Here is a 20,847-nt window from a genome sequence, read left to right on the forward strand (position 1 = left end):
AGCCCGTGTCGGGCTGCCGGCAATATCGCCTTGAAGGCGTGGTGCATACCACCGGCTTAGCCGGTGGTTTTGATTTTTGCCCGTATTTCAAAGTTTCTCATCTTCTTCATCGAATTCGAAGTCGGGTTCATTCTCCTGCTGTTCCACTCGTTCGCGCCAGCGGGCCGGCCGCCGGTTTTTGAGCCAGAAAAGCAGGGCGCGCACATCCGGAAGCACCTCTTTCGAGACGACGCGCCTCCTGCCGGTCGAAAGCAGTTCCCCGCTCTCCTTGTCGAACAGCTCCTCCGTCTGGATTTCCTTTTGCGTGAATCCGAGCGCCCGTTTCAGCAGAGCCTTTTCCACCGCGTCGATCGGGCGTTCGTCGGGATTGGTGAATTTCCGTTCCCCCATGCGATCCTCCTTCCGTTTGGTCCCGGGTTTTATTATTGTGACAAATTTGTCAACCTTTCCTTGCAGGCTGGAGCATTCTGTGGTAAATTATGCAAAACATACCAGAATCAGAAGGAGCAGACGACACCATGCAATTGATCTCGGATGAAATCAAGGGATACCTCTCCAACGCTTCCTGGATCCGGAAGATGTTCGAGGCGGGAATCGAACTCAAAAAGCAGTACGGCGAGAAAAATGTCTATGACTTCAGTCTCGGCAATCCGGATCTGCCGCCGCCGCCGGAGGTGAAAACCGCGCTCAGCAAGATCACCCGGCGCGCCAACAAGCCGTTTTCGATCGGTTACATGCCGAACGCCGGTTATCCGGAGCTGCGCGAAAAACTCGCGGCCCATCTCTCGCGCGAGCAGAACGTTGATCTGCCCGGATCGAATGTCATCATGACCTGCGGCGCCGCGGGCGGGATCAACGTTTTCTTCCGGGCGGTGCTCACGCAGGGGGACGAGGTGCTCTGCCCCGCTCCGTATTTTGTGGAGTACGGATTTTACGCGGCGAATTCCGGGGGGCGGCTTGTTCCGGTTCCTTCGAAGGATTTCACGTTTGAGCTCGACCTTGACCGGATCGAGAAGTCTTTCACGCCGAACACCCGCGCGATCATCATCAACACCCCGAACAACCCGACCGGACAGATCTACAGCCGTGAGGAACTCTCCCGGCTTGCGGAGATCGTTGCCGCGGCCGAGAAGAAGTTCGGCCGGGTGATCTACGTCGTTTCGGATGAACCGTACCGCTTCCTGAATTTCGACGGGGTCGAGCTGCCGGGAGCGCTTGAAATTTTCCCGCACGGCGTGGTGATCGGTTCGTATTCGAAGAATCTTTCGCTCGCGGGGGAGCGTCTCGGTTACATCGCCGTCTCTCCCGGAATCGAGAACGCCGGGGAGCTCATGGCCGGACTCATTCTCTGCAACCGCATCCTCGGATTCGTGAACGCTCCGGCGATTGCGCAGCAGATTTTAATGGAGTGCATGGATGCTCAGGTCGATCTGGAGATCTACCGCGAGCGGCGTGCCGCGATGGCGGACGTGCTCACCGACGCGGGGATCGAATTCACGATGCCGCGCGGCGCCTTCTACTTCTTCCCGAAATCGCCGGTGGCGGACGAGGCTGCGTTTATCCAGGCTCTGGTCGAAGAGCGGGTTCTGGCGGTGCCGGGACGCGGATTCGGCTGTCCGGGATATGCCCGTTTCGCGTTCTGCGTCGATACGAAAGTGATCGAAGGGGCGCGGCAGAGCATCAAGAATGCAGTGAAAAAACTCAAATGAACTGCTCCGGAAGAGCGATGCCGGAGGTCGCGGCATGAATCGCAGCAGAAATCTGGAAATTGCGGTTCTGAACCAGATCAGTCAGGCGGTGCTGCGCGAGAAGGACGTCTCGGCGCTGCTGCGTTGGGTGCTGGAGATTCTTTACCGTGAAATGGGGCTGCTGCGCGGAACGGTTACGCTGCGGCGCGGCGAGCTGCTCTTCATCGAGGCGTCGCACGGGCTTTCGGAGGCGGCGAAGAAGCGGGGGCGCTACCGGCTCGGAGAGGGGATCACCGGGCAGGTTGCGCTCACCGGAAAGCCGCGGATCATTCCGGACATTTCGCAGGAGCCGGAATTCCTTGACCGCACGGGGGCGCGCGGGCGCGATTCGCACGTCGCGTTCATCTGTGTGCCGATCATTCACCTGGGGGAGGTCATCGGCACGATGAGCATCGACCGGGAGATGGTGGCGGATGCCGACCTCGAACGGGACTTCAATCTGCTGGAGATCGTCGCCAACCTGACTGCGGAGGCCATTTCGCTGGGGTTGGCCGAACACGAGGAGCGTTCGCGGCTGATCGAGGAGAATACGCGCCTCCGGGAGCAGCTCGACCAGATTTCCGGTCCTTCGGAGATCATCGGCAACTGCCAGGCGATGCTGAAGGTGTATGCGATGATCCGCCAGGTGGCCGCCAGCAGCGCAACGGTGTTGATCCGCGGGGCTTCCGGAACTGGCAAAGAGCTGCTGGCGAGGGCGTTGCAGCGTTCCAGCGATCGTTGTGACAAGCCGTTTGTGGTGGTCAACTCGGCGGCGCTGCCGGAGAATCTGATCGAAAGTGAACTCTTCGGCCACGAGAAGGGCGCCTTCACGGGGGCTGTGAACCGGCGGATCGGCCGTGTGGAGGCGGCCGACAAGGGGACGCTTTTCCTCGATGAGATCGGCGACATCGGGCCGCAGGTGCAGGTGAAATTGCTGCGGTTTCTTCAGGAGCGGACGTTTCAGCGGGTCGGCGGCAACGAAGAACTGCACTCCGATGTTCGGATCATCGCTGCGACGAGCCGGAATCTCGAAAAGCTCATGGCCGAGGGGCAGTTCCGGGAAGATCTTTACTATCGGCTCAACGTGTTTCCGATCGTGCTGCCGGATCTGGCGGAACGCAGGTCGGACATCCCGCTGCTGGCGGAGCATTTTCGCGAGAAGTTCAGTCGGATGCACCATCGGCGCGTGCGGCGGATCTCGGCTCCGGCGATGAACCTCATGGTCGATTATTCATGGCCGGGGAACATCCGCGAACTGGAGAACTGCATGGAGCGGGCGGTGCTTTCGGCTACGGACGATACGATTCACACCTACTGCCTTCCGGTGGCATTGCAGCGCATAGAGCCGGCCGGGCCGTCGTTCCCGACAGCGGGTGATTTTCAAACCCGCGTGGAGGCGTTCGAACGGGAGATGATCGATGAAGCGCTCAAAGCGCACCGCGGCAACGTCGCCGCGGCCGCGCGCGCATTGAATCTCACGGTCAGAATCATTCATTACAAGATCCGGAAACTCGGAATCGACCCCGCCTCCTATCGGCAGGCGTGACGGAGGGAGTTCCAATTTAACAGAAAGGCGCGTTGTACCATGATTCTCCGTGAAATGTTGGCTGCTCAGGAGAGAAATTTCAATCCCCGGAAAAACCGGCTTGAGGAAATTGCGCATTCGCCGGGATATCACACGCGGATTCCGGACGGGACGCGGATCTCTTCGACCATGACCAACATCCTTTACGCACTGGCGCTTCTGGAGCTCGGCGGTGAACGGGAGTGCGAACGCGCCGCGGCCGTGACGCGCGAAGTGCTCAAACTTCAGGTGACGGATCCTTACGATCCGGCTTTCGGAATCTGGCCGTGGTTCTGCGAGGAACCGGTTCCGGAGATGGCGCCGCCGGACTGGAACTGGGCGGATTTCATCGGTGCGGGACTCTGCCACATGCTCCGGGAGCACCGGGATAAACTCGATGACGGACTGGCGGAAGCGGTGACGCACGCTCTGGAGCGCGCAGCGTGGGCGATTTTCCGGCGCAACGTTCGTCCGGACTACACGAATATCGCGATCATGGGGGCGGCGGTAACAGGGTGTGCCGGAGAGATTCTGGAGAATCCGCTTCTCTCGGAATATGCCGCGAGCCGTCTGGCGACTTTCCTGCGGTACACGGCCGATCAGGGCGGACTCAATGAATACAACAGTCCTACCTACACGTTCGTCGCGTTGCGCGAAACGGAGCGGATTCTGCAGCTTGTCCACTCCAACGGGAAACTTCTTGAGTCGGCACGGAAACTCCACGCTTTCATCTGGGGCGAGATTGCAAAGCGGTTTCATCCCGCGACGGGCCAGCTCGGCGGAGCGCAGTCGCGCGCCTACGCGGAATATCTGGCCGAAGGAACTGTCGACTTCCTGCGCAATGCGACCGGACTGCCGTTGCGCAAGGCGGTGCGTGAAGCGAAGGAGACGGGATTGCTCGCCTTTTCTTACGATCCGATCCGCCATCTGCCGTGCCCGGAGGAGTTCCGCAGCCGTTTTGCTGAATTTTCTCTGCCGGAACAGGAGATCCGGCAGCGGTATGTGAAGCGGCCGAAGCCGGAGATGTCTTTTGAGGGAACCACTTACGTTACGCCGGAACTGATTTTCGGCACGATCAATCGCGAGTGTTTCTGGACGCAGCGCCGTCCGATGCTGGGCTACTGGCCGTCGGGGAAGGGGGAGCGCCCCGCGATGTTCCGCATGCGTTTCTTCAAGGACGGGAAGGATTTCTCTTCCGCCGGAGTCCGGATGGCGCAATCGAAGAACCGGGCGGTCTTTGCGCTCGCGATGCTGACGGATCGCGGCGACTGGCACATCGGTCTTGACCGTCCTGCCGACAATGGATTTTCCTTTTCTTCTCTCGCTCTGCGGTTTGAACTTGCGGCCGATGACGCGGTCCTGGCGGATGAGCATACGATGGTTTCCGGCGGGCATAAGGTTGTCATCCACGGGTTGCCCGGCACGTTCGACTCCCGGCCGATCCAGTGGCGGAGCGGGCGGGAGTCCGATCGCGTCTGGGTGGAAGCCTCGCTCTATGACGGTCCGGAGATCCATGTTGTTTTCGACGAGACATTGCGCACCATTGTCGGCGGCGGAGTTGAAATTCTTCCGGCGGAAGCCGTTCCGTCAGCCGACCCGCAGCTCGTGGAAGAGGGCGGTTCCTATCAGGTCCGCTGGGGCGGACTTGCCGTGTGCAACTGCGTGCATGCTCTTCCCTACGAATAAGATGCCCGGGGAGGTCGGGAAGGTTTTTCGGGGGGAGTGACCGTGTGACGTGGCTTTCGCGGGGGAAAGATTTCCCCCGCGTCCCCATTTTCCCCGTTGTGCGGCGTTTGCGGGGCGATGGGGACGTACCTCTGCGCCCTCCTCCGGAAAATCCCCTACAGCGCCCGCCATTCGCGGTCGTCGGCGAAGAGGAGACGGGCGGCGGATTCGGGGCCGTCGGAGCCGGCGGGATAGGTTTCGAGGGGGAGGCTCTCCCAGTTTTCGAGGAGCGGGGTGAAGAGTCTCCAGCTTTCGGCGATGCTGTCGCTGCGGATGAAGAGGGTCTGGTCTCCGAGCATGGCGTCGAGGAGAAGCCGTTCGTATGCGTCGAAGCTCTCACCGCCGGGGAGGTCGCTGTATCGGAAACTCATGGTGACTCCGCCCATGCAGAGTTTGGGGCCGGGTTGCTTGGCCTGGATGGTGAGCTCCATCCCCTCGTTCGGCTGGACTTTCAGCACGAGGGTGTCAGGCTGCATGTCGCGGGCGCGGATGGGGGCGAAGATCGAGTGCGGAATTGATTTGAAGACGATGGCGATTTCGCTCTTGCGGGCAGCGAGCCTCTTCCCCGACCGGAGGTAGAACGGGACGCCCGCCCAGCGCCAGTTGGCGATTTCGAGTTTTGCCGCGACGAACGTCTCCGTCCGGGAATCAGGGGCGACGCCGGGTTCGGCGCGGTAGCCTTCGTACTGACCGCGAACGACCGTTTTGTCGAGATGCTTCAGGTCGAACGGGCGGATCGACTTGATGAGTTTGACTTTTTCGCTGCGCACGTCGTCGGGTGAGAAGCTCGCGGGCATCTCCATCGCGGCGAGAGAGAGCATCTCAAGCATATGATTCTGGAACATGTCGCGCAGCAGTCCGGCCTGTTCATAATATCCCGCGCGGTTTTCCACCCCGAGGGTTTCGGAGGCGGTGAGCTGCACGTGATCGATATACCGGCTGTTCCAGACCGGCTCGAACACGAGATTCGCGAACCGCAGCATGAGAATGTTCTGAACGGTATCCTTGCCGAGATAGTGATCGATTCGGTAGATCTGGTCTTCCCGCATGTGGGAATGGAGATCGCGGTCGAGCGCTTCAGCGGAGGCGAAGTCGCGACCGAACGGTTTTTCGAGGACCACGTGCCGCCACGGGGCGTCGGGTTCGGGAGATTCTTCGAGCATACCGTTTTCACTGAGTTTGTCGATGATCGCCGGGTAGAGCGAGGCGGGCATGGCCAGATAGAAGGTGCGGTTCGAAGGAAGATCGTTTTTCGCTTCGAGCGCGTTGAGTACGTTGTCGAGTTTCCGGTAGAACCCGGAGTCTGAATAGTCGCCCGGAACATAGCACACCTTGGCCAGGAATGCGGTCTGCTGTTCCTGAGTCCCTTCCGTGAGGAACGGGCGCAGATGGTCGCGGAAACCGTCGTCGCTGTAAGCGGTACGCGCGCAACCGACGATCCGGGACTCCTCATGCAGCAGATTCCGGCGGAACAGATGGTAGAGTGCGGGAAAGAGTTTCCGTTTCGCCAGATCCCCGGAGGCGCCGAAGATGACCAGCGAACCGGGGGCAGGGTGGACTTCCACACAGAAGTTGCCGCGATAGTAGTTGATGTCGGACATGATGCTTCTCCTCTTCCGGAGCTTTGCTCCTATTTTTCCACGGGCAGGAGTTCCGCATTGAGAATGAAGTCTCGGAAATCCGCCTTGTCCATTTCTTTCAGAAACCGTCTTGTTTCCGCGGAGGGGTCCGCGGAGGAGAACACAGCCCGTTTGACTGCGAGCGGATAGGTCGCTTCCGCAACGGTTTTCATGTTCGGTTCGACGCCGTCAACCGCCAGAAGCCTGACCTGAACCGGCGCGCTTGACGCATAGACGCCGAAGCCGATCGCATCGGGATTGGCTCCCGTCATGGCGAGCACCTCGGCGGTCGAACCGAATTTCTTCACCTCTTCGGCGAGCACCGAACTCCGGGGCAGAAAGTGAGCCATTCGCGCCGCACCCGGTTTCCCGGCTTTCACGCCATAGCGCTGGATTCCGGTGGAAAGGAAGCTGTAATCCTGCCAGTTCGGCTGCTGCTGCGTGAAAATATCGCGCAGCTGGGCGCTTTTCGCGCCTTCGAGCGTATTGGTGACGTTTACGTAAAAGACGAGCGAATCGACGGCGTAGATCCGGCAGTTCCCCGGAAACTTCTCCGGCCGGTCCGGCAGTTCCGCGACGACCAGGTCGTATTTTCCCTCCGCGAGTCCGGCGAAGGCCTCGGGGGCTTTTTCATGCTGGTATTGAATCTGCTGCCGCCCGGCGAACGCTTCGCGCAACGCGAGCTGGCGCACGGGTGCGTCTCCCCCAGGGATCGCATCCGCTATGCGCAATTCCGCTCCGCTGAGCAATGCGGCGGTCAGGAGCAGTACGACAATCGAAAAAAGTTTCATGATTCAAGACTCTTGAAGTGATGTTTCACGACCTCGTACGCGAGTTTCGGGCGGCGGTATTCGTCGAGTGTTCCCTTGTTGTTGAACGCGCGCGGACGGCCGAGCACGTTCGCCGCGGCGTAGGTCCTGCCGTCGGAAAACTGCCACAGTGCGAGGCCGTTGAGCCGGTCGTGGCTTTTGAAATAACGGCAGACCGTGTCCAGATAGTCGGCCTGATACTCTTCGCTCCAGATGCCGCGGACGCGGTCGCGCCAGCCATAGATGGCGCCCGCGCCGATTTCGCTCAGGATGACCGGCTTGTCGCGCAGAATCTCCTGCCCGTCGAGTTTTGCGAGAACCCTGTCGAGTGCGGCAGGAATCCGGTCGAGCGGGCGCGGATCGGAGAGATTGCCCTGCTCATACCAGCCCGGATAATGGTTGAAACTGATGACATCGAACGCGTCAAGTGCAATCGATTCATGAATGTGCATCGTGGCGTTTGTGACCGGGCGGCTCCGGTCGATCGAGCGGACCGCCGCGGCGAGTTCGCGCAGCAGCGAGGCACCGACCTCCTTGTCGTCGCCCGATTCGTTCATGAATCCCCAGAGGATGACCGACGGATGGTTGATGCTGGTTTCAACCATGTTGACGGTCTGTTCGAGCTGAAGGCGACGGAACTTCGGATCCGCCTGGACATTCGCATCGTCGCCCCAGCCGAGCGACTCCTCCCAGACCAGGAAGCCGAGCTGGTCGCAGAGATCGAGAAACCGCTGGCTCTGCGGATAGTGGCAGCCGCGGATGAAGTTGCACCCGAGGTCGCGCAGAATTTGAAGATCTTCGATCCAGAGTTCGTCGTTCATGGCCGGACCGAACTGCGGGTGCGTGTCGTGCCGGTTGTAGCCCGCGAGCCGGATCGGTCTCCCGTTGAGCAGAATCTGCCCCCTGCTGCAGGCGATGGTGCGGATTCCGAACCGTTCGACGATGGCGTCGTTTCCGGCCTGCAGCGTGACGGTGTGAAGATTCGGAGAATCCGGGCTCCAGAGGGCCGGGGTATCGAGCTGCGCTTCAAATGTGAACGTCTCCCCGTCGAAATGGCCGTCGACCGGTTCGGGTTCGCTCCCGTCGAATCCCGCCGAAAGCGGGGCGGGGCCGCCGGAGAGTTTTCCCGAAACGACGACACGGCCGGACAGGTCGGGCGTGTCGATCCGGACACGCTCGAAATGGACGCCCTCCGGAAGCGTCTCGAGTTCAACCGAACGGTAGATCCCGCCGTAGCCGTAAAAGTCGTAGAAGGGGTGAAAAAGCGGTGTATCGACCGGATGGAACCGGTTGTCGATGAGGATGAGCAGTTCATGCGTGAGCCCCGGTCCCGCATTGAATTCGTAACACTGCTGCGAATAGGGCAGTTCATTCCGGGCAATGTCGTTCTCGTCCCAGAGGATGCGGCCGCGCAGCCCGAGTCCTCCGAGCCGGAGACGCAGTTTCGCGTTTGCGGGAGCTTCAACGATACACCGGTAGGCGCCGACGCCGCGCATGCCCGCATATTTCGGCGCCGCGTCGAAACACCCCGGAACGGCCATGAGTTCATCGAAGACGATGGTCCGCACCGGGATCTCCTCAAGTTGCGGCGCATCGGCTCCGAGATATGCGAACTCCCAGAAGCCGTCGAGAGAGCGGACGTTCCGGCATGGAAACTGCGGATAAGCGTACATGATTCCCCATGATCCTGAAAATGAAGTTACCAGACTCATCGTTTACAATATCACGCGGACGGGATGAATACAAGCGGTTTTCCCTTGGAAAAGAGAGCTCCGTCTGCTATATTAATGAAATGAATGATTCCGATTACATTGATCTGCCTGTCCGTTCCGTCCTGCCGGAACTCGTCGCCGCACTCTGCGCGCACGCCGGCGCAGTGCTGGCGGCCGCTCCGGGAGCGGGAAAGACCACGCTGGTTCCTCCCGCGCTGCTCGACGGTTTCGACGGCGGAATCATTCTGCTTGAGCCGCGCCGGGTCGCTGCGCGGGCGGCGGCGCGCCGGATCGCTTCGCTGCTCGGGGAGCCGGTCGGAAAGCGGGTCGGTTACGTTGTGCGCGGCGAGAGCCGGATCGGCCCGGAGACCCGTATCACGGTCATGACCGGCGGCGTGCTGCTGCGTCGGCTGCAGCGTGATCCGGAGCTCGCGGAGGTTTCGCTCGTCATCTTCGACGAGTTTCACGAGCGCAGTCTCGACGCGGACCTCGGACTCGCGTTCGCACTCGACGTGCAGGAGAACCTCCGGCCTGACCTGAAACTGCTGGTCATGTCCGCCACGCTCGAGACGGAACGGGTCGCCTCTCTGCTCGGCGGAGTTCCGGTCATCGAGGCGCCCGGGCGGCAGTTTCCGGTCGAGATCCGTTACTGCGCGGGGGGGCTCGACCGCAGCCGTCCCGAGCCGGAAACCGTGCGCGCGGTCAGTCGGCTCTATCGCGAAATCGAGGGCGATCTGCTCGTCTTTCTGCCCGGCATGCGCGAAATTGAAACCTGTGCCGGGATGTTGAAAGAGGCTCTGCCGGAGGAGGCGCTGCTGCTGAAGCTGCACGGTTCGCTGGGCGCGGCGGAACAGGATCTCGCGCTCGCGCCGGCTCCTTTCGGGCGTCGCAAGGTTGTTCTGTCCACGAACGTCGCCGAGAGCAGCATCACGATCGACGGCGTGACCGGAGTGGTCGATTCGGGGTTGGAACGTCATCTGCGATTTGATCCGGCGGCGGGATTTTCTTTTCTGGAGGTGATGCCGATTTCAAAGGCGTCTGCGGCGCAGCGCAGCGGGCGCGCGGGCCGGACACGTCCCGGTGTGGCCGTTCGGCTCTGGAATGCGGTCGAGGAGCGCTCCCGCAGCGAACGGACGCAGCCGGAGATCCTTGAGGCGGATCTGGCTCCTCTTGTGCTCGAAACCGCCGCCTGGGGGACGAATGCGGAGTCGCTCCGCTGGCTGGATCCCCCTCCCGCGGCCGCGCTTTCCGCCGCCCGGCGGGTGCTCGCGGAACTCGGCGCCGTCAGCGGGGAGGGGAGGATCACGGAACGCGGGCGGAGGCTCGCGGAGCTGCCGGTGCATCCGCGTCTTGCGGCGATGCTGCTCGCGGCGCGCGAGCGTGGAATCGCTCCGCTTGGATGTGATCTTGCGGCGATCCTCGAAGAGCGTGACGCGTATCGCTGGTTCGACGGCGCTGATCTGCGGGAACGGATCCGCCGGATGCGTTCAAATCCTGGTGCGTTCCGGCAGCAGCACGTGATCCGGAGACAGCTGCTTGAGCTTCTGCGCGAAAAGGACCGGGTGTGCGATGTCGAGGAGAGCGGTCTGCTCGTTGCGGTCGCGTTCCCGGAGTGGATCGGCCGTGCGCGCACCCGCCATGGGCGCAGTTATCGGTTGAGCGGCGGACCGGGCGCGGTTCTGGCGGAAGGCGATGATCTCTGCGGGCATGAGTTTCTCGCCGTCGCGCGGCTTTCGGGCGGCGGGCGCGAGCCTGCGATCCGTCTCGCGGCTCCGGTTGACCCGGAAATGCTGTTTGACGTTTTCGCCGACCGCCTGCACGAAGTCGACCGGGTGGAATTCGATCCGGACCGGGAACGGGCGCTCGCACGGCGCGAGAGCCGGTTCGGAGCGATCGTGCTCACTTCGACGCCGCTGGAGAATCCCCCGCGGGAAGCGCTTGCCGAAGCGGTGCTGGCGGCGGCTCAGTCGCGCAGTCTCGAACTGCCTCCGCCCGAAGCGAAGAGTGCCCGGGCCCTTTTCGACCGGGTCGGCTTCGCGCACCGGCAGGAGCCGGAATCGTATCCGGACTGGAGCGGGAATTTCGCCGGGGAGGCCGCGCCGTTCCTCGGGAACGTCCGATCGTTCGCCGATCTGAGAAAGCTCGACTGGAATGAAATTTTGCGCAACATGCTCGGATTTAACCTGCTGCACGAGCTTGACGCCTCCTACCCCGAGGCGTTCACAACCCCCGCCGGTGCGCGCCACCGCATCGACTATGGAAACGAACAGCCGACGCTCTCGGCGAAGGTGCAGGAGTTCTACGGCGTGACGGTTCATCCTGTGGTCGGGCACAAGCGGATCCCGCTGCGGATCGAGCTGCTTTCCCCCGCCTTGCGCCCGGTTCAGGTCACGACCGACCTGCCGGGGTTCTGGCGCGGCAGCTGGGAGCTCGTGCGTAAAGAGATGAAATCGCGCTATCCGAAACACCTCTGGCCCGAGGATCCCGCTTCGGAAAAGCCGACGCTGCGTTCGGTGAAGCCGAAAAAAAGCTGAGCGTTTTGCCGTCACCGGCCCGCGTACCGGGTCGGATCCGGCACTCCGGCTTCCCGGAATCCCGCGCTGCGCAGCGCACAAGAGGCGCATTTCCCGCAGCTTCTCCCCTCGGAATCGGGGTTGTAGCAGCTGGTCGTAAGACTGTAATCGACGCCGAGCCGGACTCCTGCGCGGATGATCTCGGCCTTGCTCATATTCTGAAGCGGCGCATTGATCCGATAGCTCCACCCCTCGTCGACGGCGCGGGTTCCGAGCCGGGCGGTTTCGCGGAACGACTCGATGAAAGCGGGACGGCAGTCCGGATAGCCGGAGTAGTCCACGCTGTTTACGCCGATGAAGATGTCGCGCGCGCCGAGAACCTCGGCATAGGCGGTCGCGAACGAGAGAAAGATCAGGTTCCGCGCCGGAACGTAGGTGATCGGAATCCCTTTCGACTCTTCCGCGTCCGGCACCGCGAGCGAGTCGTCGGTCAACGCCGATCCGCCCCAGAGCCGCAGATCGATCTTCACGGTTTTGTGGCATTCCGCGCCGATTTGCCGGGCGACCCGGTCCGCCGCTTCCAGTTCGCACAAATGGCGCTGTCCGTAGTCGAAGGAGAGCGCATGGCACGCAAATCCTTCCGATTTGGCCATCGCCAGAACCGTGGCGGAGTCGAGTCCGCCGCTCAAGAGCACAACCGCTTTTTTCATTTTCGATCCTTTCCGCTTTTGATATAATATACACCGGCGGGAGGTTTCTGCCAAGCCGTTTTTCGGACTCGGTGGCGTCATCGGCGGCTTTTCGTTCTCCGGACGATTGACAAACCGGGCTTGGAATGGTAAATTACCTCCCGGAATTCTGGGTAATGGAAGATTGCAGTCGATGGGCGTTTATCAGGAAAAAATGATTCCGCGCTGGGCGGGAATTCTTGTTCTGGCACTGGCGTTTCTGGTTTTGTTCGAACCGTGGTTTCTCGGGGTTCGCGAGTTGTTTCGCGAGGAGGGATTCTATGCGGTGCTCGCGGCGGAGTTCTCGCCGGACTCCCCGGTGGTGACCGCACACGGGGTGGCGATCCGCAATGCGTATCCGCTCTATCCGGCGCTGACGGCGCTGCTGAACCGGGGGCTGGGGCTGGAGATGGAGCTCGCCCTGCGGCTGCTCTCGGTCATCATGGTGGCGGCATCGGCGGTCGTGGTTTACATCGCCGCTGCGAGCGAGCGATCCTCCCGGGCCGGACTGGCGGCCGCCGCGATGTATCTCGGGACGAATCTGATGCTGGAGAAGGCGGTCGACGGCGATCCCGCGACGATGAACGCATTTCTGCTGCTTGCGGCGCAGCTGCTCTTTTTTCAGTTCGGCGTGCGGCGCACGAATTGGAGCATGGGATGGATCTGGTCTCTTGCTCTGCTTTCCCTCGGGTTTCTGTGCGGCGGTTTCAAGGTGGTGCTGCTGTTTGTTTTTCCGATGTTTTTCTTCCGGCGTCCGCTTTCGGTCAAGTCGAAGTTTCGCAAGGCGGGGTTTCCGGTGGGTATTGCGATTCTGGCCGTGACGATTCTGCTGTGGGGACTTCCGCACTGGCTCACGGGGCGCGTCGTGCAGCCGGAGGCGCTCTGGTTCAGCTGGATTCCCCTGTCGGATTATCTGCTTAAACTGCTCTATTTCCCGTTTGATTTCGCGTTGCGGCTGCTGCCGTGGACGTTGATTGCCTGGATTCCCTTCTGTGTGGCGCTTCAGGCGCTCGATGAGACCCCGATCCTCAGCCGATATTTGCGGACGCTGGCGATTTCGACGCTTGCTTTGCTCTGGCTGCTGCCCGACAATGACCCGCGCGACCTGATTTTTCTGCTCGGACCGCTGTCGATTCTGGTCGGCATCAACTATGAACTGGCCATGCGGCGTTACGGAAACCGGTTGCGCAAGGCGCTTGTTCTGTGCGAATATTTTTTGATTGCGGCGGCTGTTGCGATCGGAGCGGGATGCTTTGTCCCCGAGGATTTTCTGAGCAATTTCATGAGTCTGTCACTCTCATCGGGGTTCAGCGACTCGTTCCACTACCGGCTCTTCGCGATGTTCGCCGCGGCGCTGCTGCTTCTGCTGGCGATTTACGTGCATTGCGGCCGGAAGAGCAGGGCGCTCTGGCTCATGCTGTTGTGCACGTCGATGGGAATGGGAATCTTCTTCTGGACCGTCCTGCAGCCCTACCGGGCGCAGGAGCGCGAAAAACGCGATTTCGGTGCGGAAATCGCGAACCGGCTGCGCGGGGAATCCGTTCAAACGCTTTATAAAAGCAATATCCTCGATTTGTACGGGGAACTCTATTACGCCGGAGTGAAGGTCCGCAAGCTTCAGGAGCCGTTCCGGCTGCCGGCGGAGGAGAAAACCGTCTACCTGCTCGGTACAGAGTTCCCCCAGATGCCGGATCGGGTCTGGGTCAATCTGCTTCCGGCGGATTACTCTTACCGGAAGCATCGCCTCGGGCTCTGGAAGGGGGAACTTCGCCGGCCCGAGAGCGGAGAGTTCAGTCCGGAAGCGGAACCGGCGGCGCCGTGACGGCTTTCTTCATCGAATGATTTCGAGCTGAAGTTTCTCCGCCGCATCCTCCATCCCGCCGAAATTCTCGACATCGGTGTAGCCCGACGCCATGAGGGCGGCCCGTGCCGTTTCGGCGCGTCGCCCGCTGCGGCAGTAAAGCACGATTTTCTCCGCGTGGTTCGGCACATGTTTTCCGATTTCCGCGAGAATGCGGTCGTGCGGAATGAGGATGGCTCCGGTCAGGCGGCCTGCGGCATATTCATCCGGGGTGCGTGTATCAATGAGAATCATGGTTTCCTTATCCTTCGGTTGTGAAGTTTCCGGCCGGCTTCCGGAGAGGCAGCCGGCCGCCGTCGTCAGAGCCGATACGCACAACGCGTATCCGAGCGTACGAAAAAAGCGATTCCGGACTTTTGCCGGAACCGCGTGAGCGCGACAGTTGTCCGTCATTTTTTCAGGAGCGCCTGAAGATGTTTGACGTATGCGGCGGCACCGCCGGGCTTATAGCCGGTGCGAGCGATGACTTTGCCGTCGGCATCGGCCAGGATGACGGTCGGGAATCCGGAGATCCGGTATTTCCGGGCAAGCTGATTGTTCTGATCCTTGATGGTCTGGGATTGCGCAAGCTCCTCCGGAAAATCCGCTTTGAACAGTACGACGTTTTTCCCCGCCCACTGGCTGAACTCCGGACGATCGAGAACTTCTGCATGCAGTTTTTTACACCAGCCGCACCAGTCCGAACCCGTGAAGTACATCAGCAGCGGCTTTTTTTCCGTTTTGGCAAGGGCGGAAGCCTTTTCGAAATCTTCGCTCCAGAGCAGCTCGCCGGAGTTTTTCTCGGTGATTTCGGGCGAAGTGACGGGACCGGCGTTCAGCGTCGCCGCCGCAAATGCGCCGATTCCGAAAAGCGTGATGCCGGTCCAGAGCAGCATCCCCCGAATGATTTGACTTCTCTCTCTCATGATTTGTTTCCTCCTTTTTCCTTCCGGTGAATCTTTTCTTTCACTATAGAAGAAAAACTGAAAAAATCAAGCGGAAATGATAATTATTCCTGTTTAATTTGAAGAATCGGCTTTTGTCCGGGGCGGGGAATTTCAGAATCGGGCGTTGCGCAGCCGCCAGTGGCTGGGGGCTTCCCCCATTTGAGTTTTGAAGAAACGCGAGAACGCGAATTCGCTGCTGAAATTCAGTTCCGCTGCGATCTCCTTGAGCGAGCCGTTTCCGTTGAGCAGTTCGAGTGCCCGGCTCATGAGGAAGCGGCCGATGAGCTGTTTCGGGGTGATTCCCGTTGCGGCGGAGAAGCGGCGGGTAAATCCCTCCCGGCTTTCGTGCGAGATTGCGGCGAGGTCGCTCACGCGTGTGGTTGCGTCACCGTTCTGCCGCAGGAATTCCATCAGTTCGGGATAGTGACGCAGCGACAACGGTGTGCGGAACGCCTCCTCCGGATAGAGTTCCAGAAGAGAGAGCAGCAGTGAAAGAACGGCTCCTTTGCATTTCAGCGCCGCAAAAATCCGTTTTTCTTCCGGGGCATCGAAGAGTTCCAGCAGAAGCGGAAGTTCTGCGGGGGAGGAGAGTTCCAGCATGTCTCCGCAGCCGGAAAACAGTTCGGTTCCCGGAAACACCTCCAGATTGCTCTGGATCGAGAGGAAACGCAAATCGTCATTGAGTTGAACTTCCGCCTCGTGAAAGGCCGGGATGAAATAGAATTTGTCCGGGCGCATGACCAGAGTTTGTTTTCGGTCCCGGATGGTGCTCGGGCGCCCCTTCGGGAGCAGCAGCGGAAAGAGCATCCGGTTTACCGGCAGTTGCAGCAGATGTTCCCGCGGTACGTGGTAACTTCCGCGCGCATAGTGGCGCAGATAGACCCGGGCCGCGTTTGCGGCGGCGAGTATGTCATTGCGTTCCGCAAGTGGAAACATCGAAATCTCCTTTCCGGATTTATGATAACGCCTCTTGTGCGGATGTCGAACTCCCTCCGGAATGCATTCTGCTGCGCTCCTCCCGCGCCGGGAAGAGCGGAAGTTACCGGCGGGGCCTATTTCCCCGCGAGGTGGAAGTGTTCGCAGTAGCGGTCGAAGAGGTGTCCGGCGGCACGGTAACACGAGTTCGGGCTCATGAAGTGGGAGAATTCAAACGTGATCGCCTTCTCGACTCCGGCGGCTTTCGCGGCCTCGAGTTTCATGAGCATCTTCTCCCACTTGATCGGCAGAAAGTGGATCGGCATGTCGCGGTCGAAACTCTCGCAGTTGGTCCAGCTGGTCATGCCGTAGCGGTCGGTCAGCTTCTTGTTGACCCGCAGATAGTCGGCAAGTTCGTGGTAGTCGCAGTGACCGTCCTGAAACGCGACGATGTCGACCGCGCCCTGAATTCCCTTGAGAATTTCGTTCCACTCTTTTTCGTGCTGTTCGAGGCCGATGGCGTCTTCCTTGTAGAGCTGTTCGCCCGGCACCGCGAGTTTGATTCCGTCGATATACGGCGAAATCATCGTCGGCAGATTTCCGGAGAGCTGTTTCACATAGTGGCCCATTCCGGCGTAGAGCTCGGTGATTCCCGCGAACGCGCGGCTGACCTCGAAGTTCAAATACCAGCCGCCGAACGCCTTGCGGTTGCCGTAACGGCTCCAGACTTCATCGGCGACGGCGCGGCTGATCTCCATTTCGCGTTCACATTCGTGGTTGTGCCAGTATTTGCCGGAATCGTACAGCCCGAAATAAAATTTCATGCCGTATTTCCCGGCGAGATCGAGGAAGAGGTCCACGAGATCGACGGGCGGCTTGTAGCATCCCTCGTGCCGCATGAGGTAGTCCGACGGGTAGGTGATGAAGCGGCGGTGGCCGCAGCGGATCAGGATCACGGTGTCGATCCCGATCGACTTCATCGATGCGAAATCGCGGTCCCACTCTTCACGTCCCCAGTTCTGGTGCGGGATGTCGTGGCTGATCTCATCGAGAAACGTTCCGGTTATCTGCATGACAATGGTTCCTTTTTTTGCGCTTGATGAGTCTTCGTGAAAAAAGCCGTGCATTTTTCCCGCGAGTCCCATGTTCTGCTTGATTGTTGCAGCTGATAAGTATACCTCGTCATCCGGAAGAAGTCAAGAGCGCAATGAAAAAATATGGTTCGGGCATCCGCGGTTCGCAGGGAGGGGAAGGAAAGGGGAGGGGAGGAGCGGCTGGTTGTACGAAAGCAAATTTCACTGCAGAAAACAACCACCGGAAATCGGGATCATCCGTTCCGGTGGTTGAGGCGAGATTATCTCAGCGGAATCTGACGGTGGGGTAGCGGTCGGGGGATTTCCCCTCCGCAATACCCGGGGCGATCGAAATTCCGTTGTTGCGTCCTTTCCCGTCGTTGTCATTGATGAACAAATTGAACAGGAAACCTTTCCTCCCGGTTTTTTCAGAAAGACCGATCGCTTCAAACGGAATTTCCGCCTGATACGTGGTGGTTTTCCCGGTTTCGTTCCGGTCGACATTCAGTTTGATTGCGGCGGCGGTTTTCTCCCCGGAAAATCCATCCGGAGCCATCCAGACCCATACTTCCGGAGTCCCGTCGGCGAGCCGGGTCAGGCCGATCTCCCAGAGCCCGGATTGTCCCGGCAGCTGCAGGGCGCATTGGACATTATCTCCTTTCCAGCTCTCCACACCGCTGAAGGGTTGGCTGTGAACATTGTCGGTAACCGTGATCAACAGCTGCAGGGCTTGATTTTTTCTGGCCAGTTTGACGGTGGCGCTGAGATCATCGGGCCCTTTCCAGTAGAGCGGTTCGTTTTCCGGCGCAGACGGAATCAGCCGGGTGACCTGTCCCTGATGGTTCAACACAAAATTCGGTTGAGCGTCAAATCGATTTGCCGGCAGGTCGGTCACGGTCCGGACTTCGCGGCGAAGCAGACCGCTCCAGAGTTTCTGCTGGCCGTTTGCCAGGGTCAGTTCGATTCCGATTGTCTGAGGCCGATCCGGCAGGGAGCGAAAATCCCATCCCGCCTGCAGAGGAAATGAGAGTCGGCACTTTTCGCCGGGGCGCACCGTCTGCACCGCGGTTGTGCGTGTGCCGGAAAGCCCTTTCGGCAATATGAGCTTTATCTGGAACGCAAGCTCCGATTTCGTGGGATTGTTCAATTCGAGTTCCATATTGCGGCTCTCCCCGGGAACCAGATTGAACGCACCTTCCATCGAGAGGAAATGTCCCCGGATCACCGGCTTTTTCCCGGTTCCGCTGTTGAGCAGAGTGGCCGGAAGAGTTCCGACCGCGTATGCCGTAAATCCATCAAGCATGGGAAGCGGTTCCCGGTTGCCGTAGAGGTCGAGCCGGGAGAATGTTCCCTCTCCGGCCACGGCAAGCAGCGCTTCTCCCGATTCATCGCTCCACGCCGGCAGCAGGTATCCATTCTCCCGGGAACGGAACAAGTAGGCCTGAAGCGGCCGGCCGGGTTCGGCATCTTCGAGAAACTCCGCTTCTCGAAATGTGCCTGCAAGCATGTTGTAGGTCGCGTAGACCGGTTTGGGGTAGAAGTCCTGCGTCAACATTCCGTAGTTATGTTCGGCATTTTTGGGGTTCACTCCATCATTGCGAAGGTCATACCAGTTGTAACCGATTGCTCCCCGTGCCCAGCTGACCAGCAGCTTTTTGAAAAGCGTTACCGCCTGTCCCGTTTCGCTCGACCAGTTGCTGGGTTCCGCTGTTTCATTCGGATACCACGGTGCAGTGATGCCGAACTCTTTTCGTGCGGCCAGGAACGGATTGAGGTGCGTCAGGTAATTTGACAAAGAGCCGTGGCCGTGGAATGCGATCACATCATAGCTCCCTTTTCCGTCCCGGAGCATGCGGCGCACAAAGGCTGTCTGCCGTTCCGTGGTGACCATGCCCGAAACTCCTCCGGTCATCACAATCATTTCCGGAGCCTGCTTTTTCGTCTCCTCATACGCGATGCGAAGCAGTTCGAGATAGCGTTCCGGATTTTTCCCAAACGTATTGATATCCGGTTCATTCCACACTTCCATGTACCGGACGCGCCCGCGATAACGTTCTGAAAAACGACGGATATATTCCCGCCACTCCTCCGGACAGCCGTTGCGATGAAATTTCTCGATGACCCAGCCCGGCACCCAGGCGCAAATGGCCTGCAGTTCAATGCCTTGCTTCTCGTAGAGAGCAATCAGTCGATCATAGGCGGACCAGTCCCATTTCCCCTGTTTCCGCTCGACTCTCCACCAGCCGATATCTTCGCGGAACACTTTTGCTCCGCACCAGGCCGCCGCCATAACTTCGCGCTCCTGTTCCGCCTGCGGATACCTCTGGGTATGTACGCAGACTCCGAACAGGAATCCTTTGGCCTTTCCCAGGGGCGGGCCGGCTGGAATCATGTAGCAGTAACTGAGGCGTTTGGAAATGGTTCCGCTGACGCTGCCTGTCAGGGTCGCGGCGATGAAACGGACTCCGAACCGTTCCGGTTTCGGCAGCGGAATGAACATATCCGCTCCGGGTTTGAGGGTGAAAGCGGTGCCTCCTTCATCGCGCAGTCGGCCGCCGTCAGAGTTCTCCACGATGTAGGTCAGAGTGAACTTCTCCGGCTGCTCTCTGTCGTTTGTGATCCGCAGGCCAAGATGGTTTTCCTCGCCGGGGACCAGAACATGGATCGGCGATCCACGACCGGTTTCCACCTCGATTCGGGCGGCGGAAAGCAGCCCGGCTACAAGAAGTTGCAGCAGACAGACAGACAGGATTCTCATCAATTGCTCTTCCTTTCATAGCGGGAGGTCCAGGCGACCCGGAATTTCAGCGGCGACTCCGTCAGTTCCCCCCAGTTCCGGCTCGCAGCGTGACCATCGCCGAATGCGGCATTGCAACGGTCGTTGTGTGCCAGCCACGGCCCGGCATTGTTCCCTTCCTGGAAAGCGGCCGGAGTGAAGCGATGAAAGCTGTTGTCCATCAGGGAGCCGAACCCATAGACGTAATCGATCATCAATTCCAGAGCCGCGGGTTGTTTCATGCGCCGTAAAAACATGGCGTGCGTCTCTGAACCCGGATCTCCCCATTTCCAGACTCGAATGGCTCCGATCTCATCGACCTTGTCGTCATATTCACTGTCCGTAAGCGGAGTGTAAACCGCGTAGGTAAACCACATATTTCGGAGATACCAGTTGTTCGTGCTGGTCCAATCCAGCGTGATTTTGGAGTTTTCCCCCGTGATTTTCGGACAGTTCAGGCTGGCTGCGTTCGTGATGTAGTTTCCATATACGAGCAGCCGTTTTGCCCATGGATCGGGGCTGTAATAGGCGAGCATGATATCGTGGTTGTCGGAGGCGTAGAACATCTCCGCCATCATATTCTGTTTGAGATTGTTCAGACATTGACTGGACTTTGCCGCATCACGCGCCTGGTTCAACGCCGGCAGCAGCATGGAGGCGAGAATCGCGATGATCGCAATTACGACAAGAAGTTCAATCAATGTAAAAATGGAACGATGCGCTCTTCCTCTCTCTTCCCGTGAAACGCTCAACTGCCTGTTTCGCAAATGCGAAACGCGGTTCCCCGCTGCAGAAAAAACTTGTGTGTGTTGCATTTCTCTAACTCCTATGATAAAATTCCACTTCGATGCCGGGAAAAACTCAATTTTTTACGAGTTTGAATTGAGTAAAATCCTCAA

Annotated in this window: 16 protein-coding genes; 5 read left to right on the top strand and 11 right to left on the bottom strand. The window is 59.6% G+C overall.

Annotation, left to right across the window (positions count from 1 at the left end):
• Positions 1 to 87: 87 nt before the first annotated feature.
• Positions 88 to 390, bottom strand: coding sequence for a hypothetical protein (locus Q0K10_RS14260; protein WP_294508310.1), 303 nt, complete (start codon positions 388 to 390; stop codon positions 88 to 90).
• A gap of 128 nt (positions 391 to 518) precedes the next feature.
• Between Q0K10_RS14260 and Q0K10_RS14265 the strand changes: the two genes are divergently transcribed.
• Genes Q0K10_RS14265 through Q0K10_RS14275 form a run of 3 tightly spaced genes read left to right on the top strand, consistent with a single transcriptional unit; the run spans position 519 to position 4,977 of the window.
• Positions 519 to 1,709 (top strand): pyridoxal phosphate-dependent aminotransferase, encoded by a 1,191-nt coding sequence (locus Q0K10_RS14265; RefSeq protein ID WP_294508313.1) that lies wholly within the window; start codon positions 519 to 521, stop codon positions 1,707 to 1,709.
• Between the two features lie 34 nt (positions 1,710 to 1,743).
• Positions 1,744 to 3,273 carry a sigma 54-interacting transcriptional regulator gene (locus Q0K10_RS14270; protein ID WP_294508316.1) on the top strand — a complete coding sequence of 510 codons (1,530 nt, stop codon included), beginning with the start codon at positions 1,744 to 1,746 and terminating at the stop codon, positions 3,271 to 3,273.
• Between the two features lie 39 nt (positions 3,274 to 3,312).
• Complete coding sequence (locus tag Q0K10_RS14275; RefSeq protein WP_294508318.1) at positions 3,313 to 4,977, top strand: hypothetical protein; 1,665 nt, start codon at positions 3,313 to 3,315, stop codon at positions 4,975 to 4,977.
• A gap of 155 nt (positions 4,978 to 5,132) precedes the next feature.
• Here the strand turns inward: Q0K10_RS14275 and zwf are convergent, their stop codons facing one another.
• The 3 genes from zwf to Q0K10_RS14290 are packed head-to-tail and all read right to left on the bottom strand — an operon-like array spanning position 5,133 to position 9,117.
• Complete coding sequence (gene zwf, locus Q0K10_RS14280; protein WP_294508321.1) at positions 5,133 to 6,617, bottom strand: glucose-6-phosphate dehydrogenase; 1,485 nt, start codon at positions 6,615 to 6,617, stop codon at positions 5,133 to 5,135.
• A gap of 29 nt (positions 6,618 to 6,646) precedes the next feature.
• Positions 6,647 to 7,426 (bottom strand): hypothetical protein, encoded by a 780-nt coding sequence (locus Q0K10_RS14285; RefSeq protein WP_294508325.1) that lies wholly within the window; start codon positions 7,424 to 7,426, stop codon positions 6,647 to 6,649.
• A complete protein-coding gene (locus Q0K10_RS14290) occupies positions 7,423 to 9,117 on the bottom strand; it encodes a glycoside hydrolase family 2 TIM barrel-domain containing protein (protein ID WP_294508328.1) in 1,695 nt (564 codons plus the stop codon). Before Q0K10_RS14290 ends, Q0K10_RS14285 begins: the two co-directional genes overlap by 4 nt.
• Before the next feature lie 119 nt (positions 9,118 to 9,236).
• On the opposite strand from Q0K10_RS14290, the gene hrpB reads away from it, so the two are divergent.
• A complete protein-coding gene (gene hrpB / locus Q0K10_RS14295; RefSeq protein WP_294508330.1) occupies positions 9,237 to 11,690 on the top strand; it encodes an ATP-dependent helicase HrpB in 2,454 nt (817 codons plus the stop codon).
• An 11-nt stretch (positions 11,691 to 11,701) separates the two neighbouring features.
• On the opposite strand, the gene queC is transcribed toward hrpB, so the two are convergent.
• A complete protein-coding gene (queC, locus tag Q0K10_RS14300; protein WP_294508333.1) occupies positions 11,702 to 12,379 on the bottom strand; it encodes a 7-cyano-7-deazaguanine synthase QueC in 678 nt (225 codons plus the stop codon).
• A 172-nt stretch (positions 12,380 to 12,551) separates the two neighbouring features.
• Here queC and Q0K10_RS14305 point away from each other — a divergent pair, with 172 nt between their 5' ends.
• Complete coding sequence (locus Q0K10_RS14305) at positions 12,552 to 14,219, top strand: glycosyltransferase family 39 protein (protein WP_294508336.1); 1,668 nt, start codon at positions 12,552 to 12,554, stop codon at positions 14,217 to 14,219.
• A 9-nt stretch (positions 14,220 to 14,228) separates the two neighbouring features.
• Here the strand turns inward: Q0K10_RS14305 and Q0K10_RS14310 are convergent, their stop codons facing one another.
• The 6 genes from Q0K10_RS14310 to Q0K10_RS14335 all read right to left on the bottom strand — a co-directional run bounded on the left by Q0K10_RS14310 (position 14,229) and on the right by Q0K10_RS14335 (position 20,700).
• Positions 14,229 to 14,651, bottom strand: coding sequence for a rhodanese-like domain-containing protein (locus Q0K10_RS14310; protein ID WP_294508339.1), 423 nt, complete (start codon positions 14,649 to 14,651; stop codon positions 14,229 to 14,231).
• Complete coding sequence (locus tag Q0K10_RS14315) at positions 14,648 to 15,163, bottom strand: thioredoxin family protein (protein ID WP_294508342.1); 516 nt, start codon at positions 15,161 to 15,163, stop codon at positions 14,648 to 14,650. The genes Q0K10_RS14310 and Q0K10_RS14315 overlap by 4 nt, the downstream gene beginning before the upstream one ends.
• A gap of 132 nt (positions 15,164 to 15,295) precedes the next feature.
• Positions 15,296 to 16,120, bottom strand: a complete 825-nt coding sequence (locus tag Q0K10_RS14320) for a helix-turn-helix transcriptional regulator (RefSeq protein ID WP_294508346.1) — start codon at positions 16,118 to 16,120, stop codon at positions 15,296 to 15,298.
• Positions 16,121 to 16,236: 116 nt separating this feature from the next.
• On the bottom strand, positions 16,237 to 17,172 hold the full coding sequence (locus tag Q0K10_RS14325; protein ID WP_294508352.1) for a DUF4434 domain-containing protein: 936 nt from the start codon (positions 17,170 to 17,172) through the stop codon (positions 16,237 to 16,239).
• Between the two features lie 286 nt (positions 17,173 to 17,458).
• Positions 17,459 to 19,930, bottom strand: a complete 2,472-nt coding sequence (locus Q0K10_RS14330) for an endo-1,4-beta-xylanase (protein ID WP_294508355.1) — start codon at positions 19,928 to 19,930, stop codon at positions 17,459 to 17,461.
• A complete protein-coding gene (locus Q0K10_RS14335) occupies positions 19,930 to 20,700 on the bottom strand; it encodes a type II secretion system protein (protein ID WP_294508359.1) in 771 nt (256 codons plus the stop codon). The genes Q0K10_RS14330 and Q0K10_RS14335 overlap by 1 nt, the downstream gene beginning before the upstream one ends.
• Between the last annotated feature and the right edge of the window lie 147 nt (positions 20,701 to 20,847).

Origin of the sequence: uncultured Victivallis sp. (assembly GCF_944391105.1) — a bacterium.
GTDB lineage: Bacteria > Verrucomicrobiota > Lentisphaeria > Victivallales > Victivallaceae > Victivallis.

What these genes read in the sequence shown, in the direction of transcription:
- Q0K10_RS14305 (WP_294508336.1), top strand. Translation starts at nt 12,552, where the DNA reads ATGGGCGTTTATCAGGAAAAAATGATTCCGCGCTGGGCGGGAATTCTT.
- Q0K10_RS14260 (WP_294508310.1), bottom strand. Translation starts at nt 390, where the DNA reads ATGGGGGAACGGAAATTCACCAATCCCGACGAACGCCCGATCGACGCG.
- Q0K10_RS14265 (WP_294508313.1), top strand. Translation starts at nt 519, where the DNA reads ATGCAATTGATCTCGGATGAAATCAAGGGATACCTCTCCAACGCTTCC.
- Q0K10_RS14325 (WP_294508352.1), bottom strand. Translation starts at nt 17,172, where the DNA reads ATGCAGATAACCGGAACGTTTCTCGATGAGATCAGCCACGACATCCCG.
- Q0K10_RS14330 (WP_294508355.1), bottom strand. Translation starts at nt 19,930, where the DNA reads ATGAGAATCCTGTCTGTCTGTCTGCTGCAACTTCTTGTAGCCGGGCTG.
- hrpB (WP_294508330.1), top strand. Translation starts at nt 9,237, where the DNA reads ATGAATGATTCCGATTACATTGATCTGCCTGTCCGTTCCGTCCTGCCG.
- Q0K10_RS14285 (WP_294508325.1), bottom strand. Translation starts at nt 7,426, where the DNA reads ATGAAACTTTTTTCGATTGTCGTACTGCTCCTGACCGCCGCATTGCTC.
- Q0K10_RS14290 (WP_294508328.1), bottom strand. Translation starts at nt 9,117, where the DNA reads ATGTACGCTTATCCGCAGTTTCCATGCCGGAACGTCCGCTCTCTCGAC.
- queC (WP_294508333.1), bottom strand. Translation starts at nt 12,379, where the DNA reads ATGAAAAAAGCGGTTGTGCTCTTGAGCGGCGGACTCGACTCCGCCACG.
- Q0K10_RS14275 (WP_294508318.1), top strand. Translation starts at nt 3,313, where the DNA reads ATGATTCTCCGTGAAATGTTGGCTGCTCAGGAGAGAAATTTCAATCCC.
- Q0K10_RS14310 (WP_294508339.1), bottom strand. Translation starts at nt 14,651, where the DNA reads ATGACGGACAACTGTCGCGCTCACGCGGTTCCGGCAAAAGTCCGGAAT.
- Q0K10_RS14315 (WP_294508342.1), bottom strand. Translation starts at nt 15,163, where the DNA reads ATGAGAGAGAGAAGTCAAATCATTCGGGGGATGCTGCTCTGGACCGGC.
- Q0K10_RS14270 (WP_294508316.1), top strand. Translation starts at nt 1,744, where the DNA reads ATGAATCGCAGCAGAAATCTGGAAATTGCGGTTCTGAACCAGATCAGT.
- Q0K10_RS14320 (WP_294508346.1), bottom strand. Translation starts at nt 16,120, where the DNA reads ATGTTTCCACTTGCGGAACGCAATGACATACTCGCCGCCGCAAACGCG.
- zwf (WP_294508321.1), bottom strand. Translation starts at nt 6,617, where the DNA reads ATGTCCGACATCAACTACTATCGCGGCAACTTCTGTGTGGAAGTCCAC.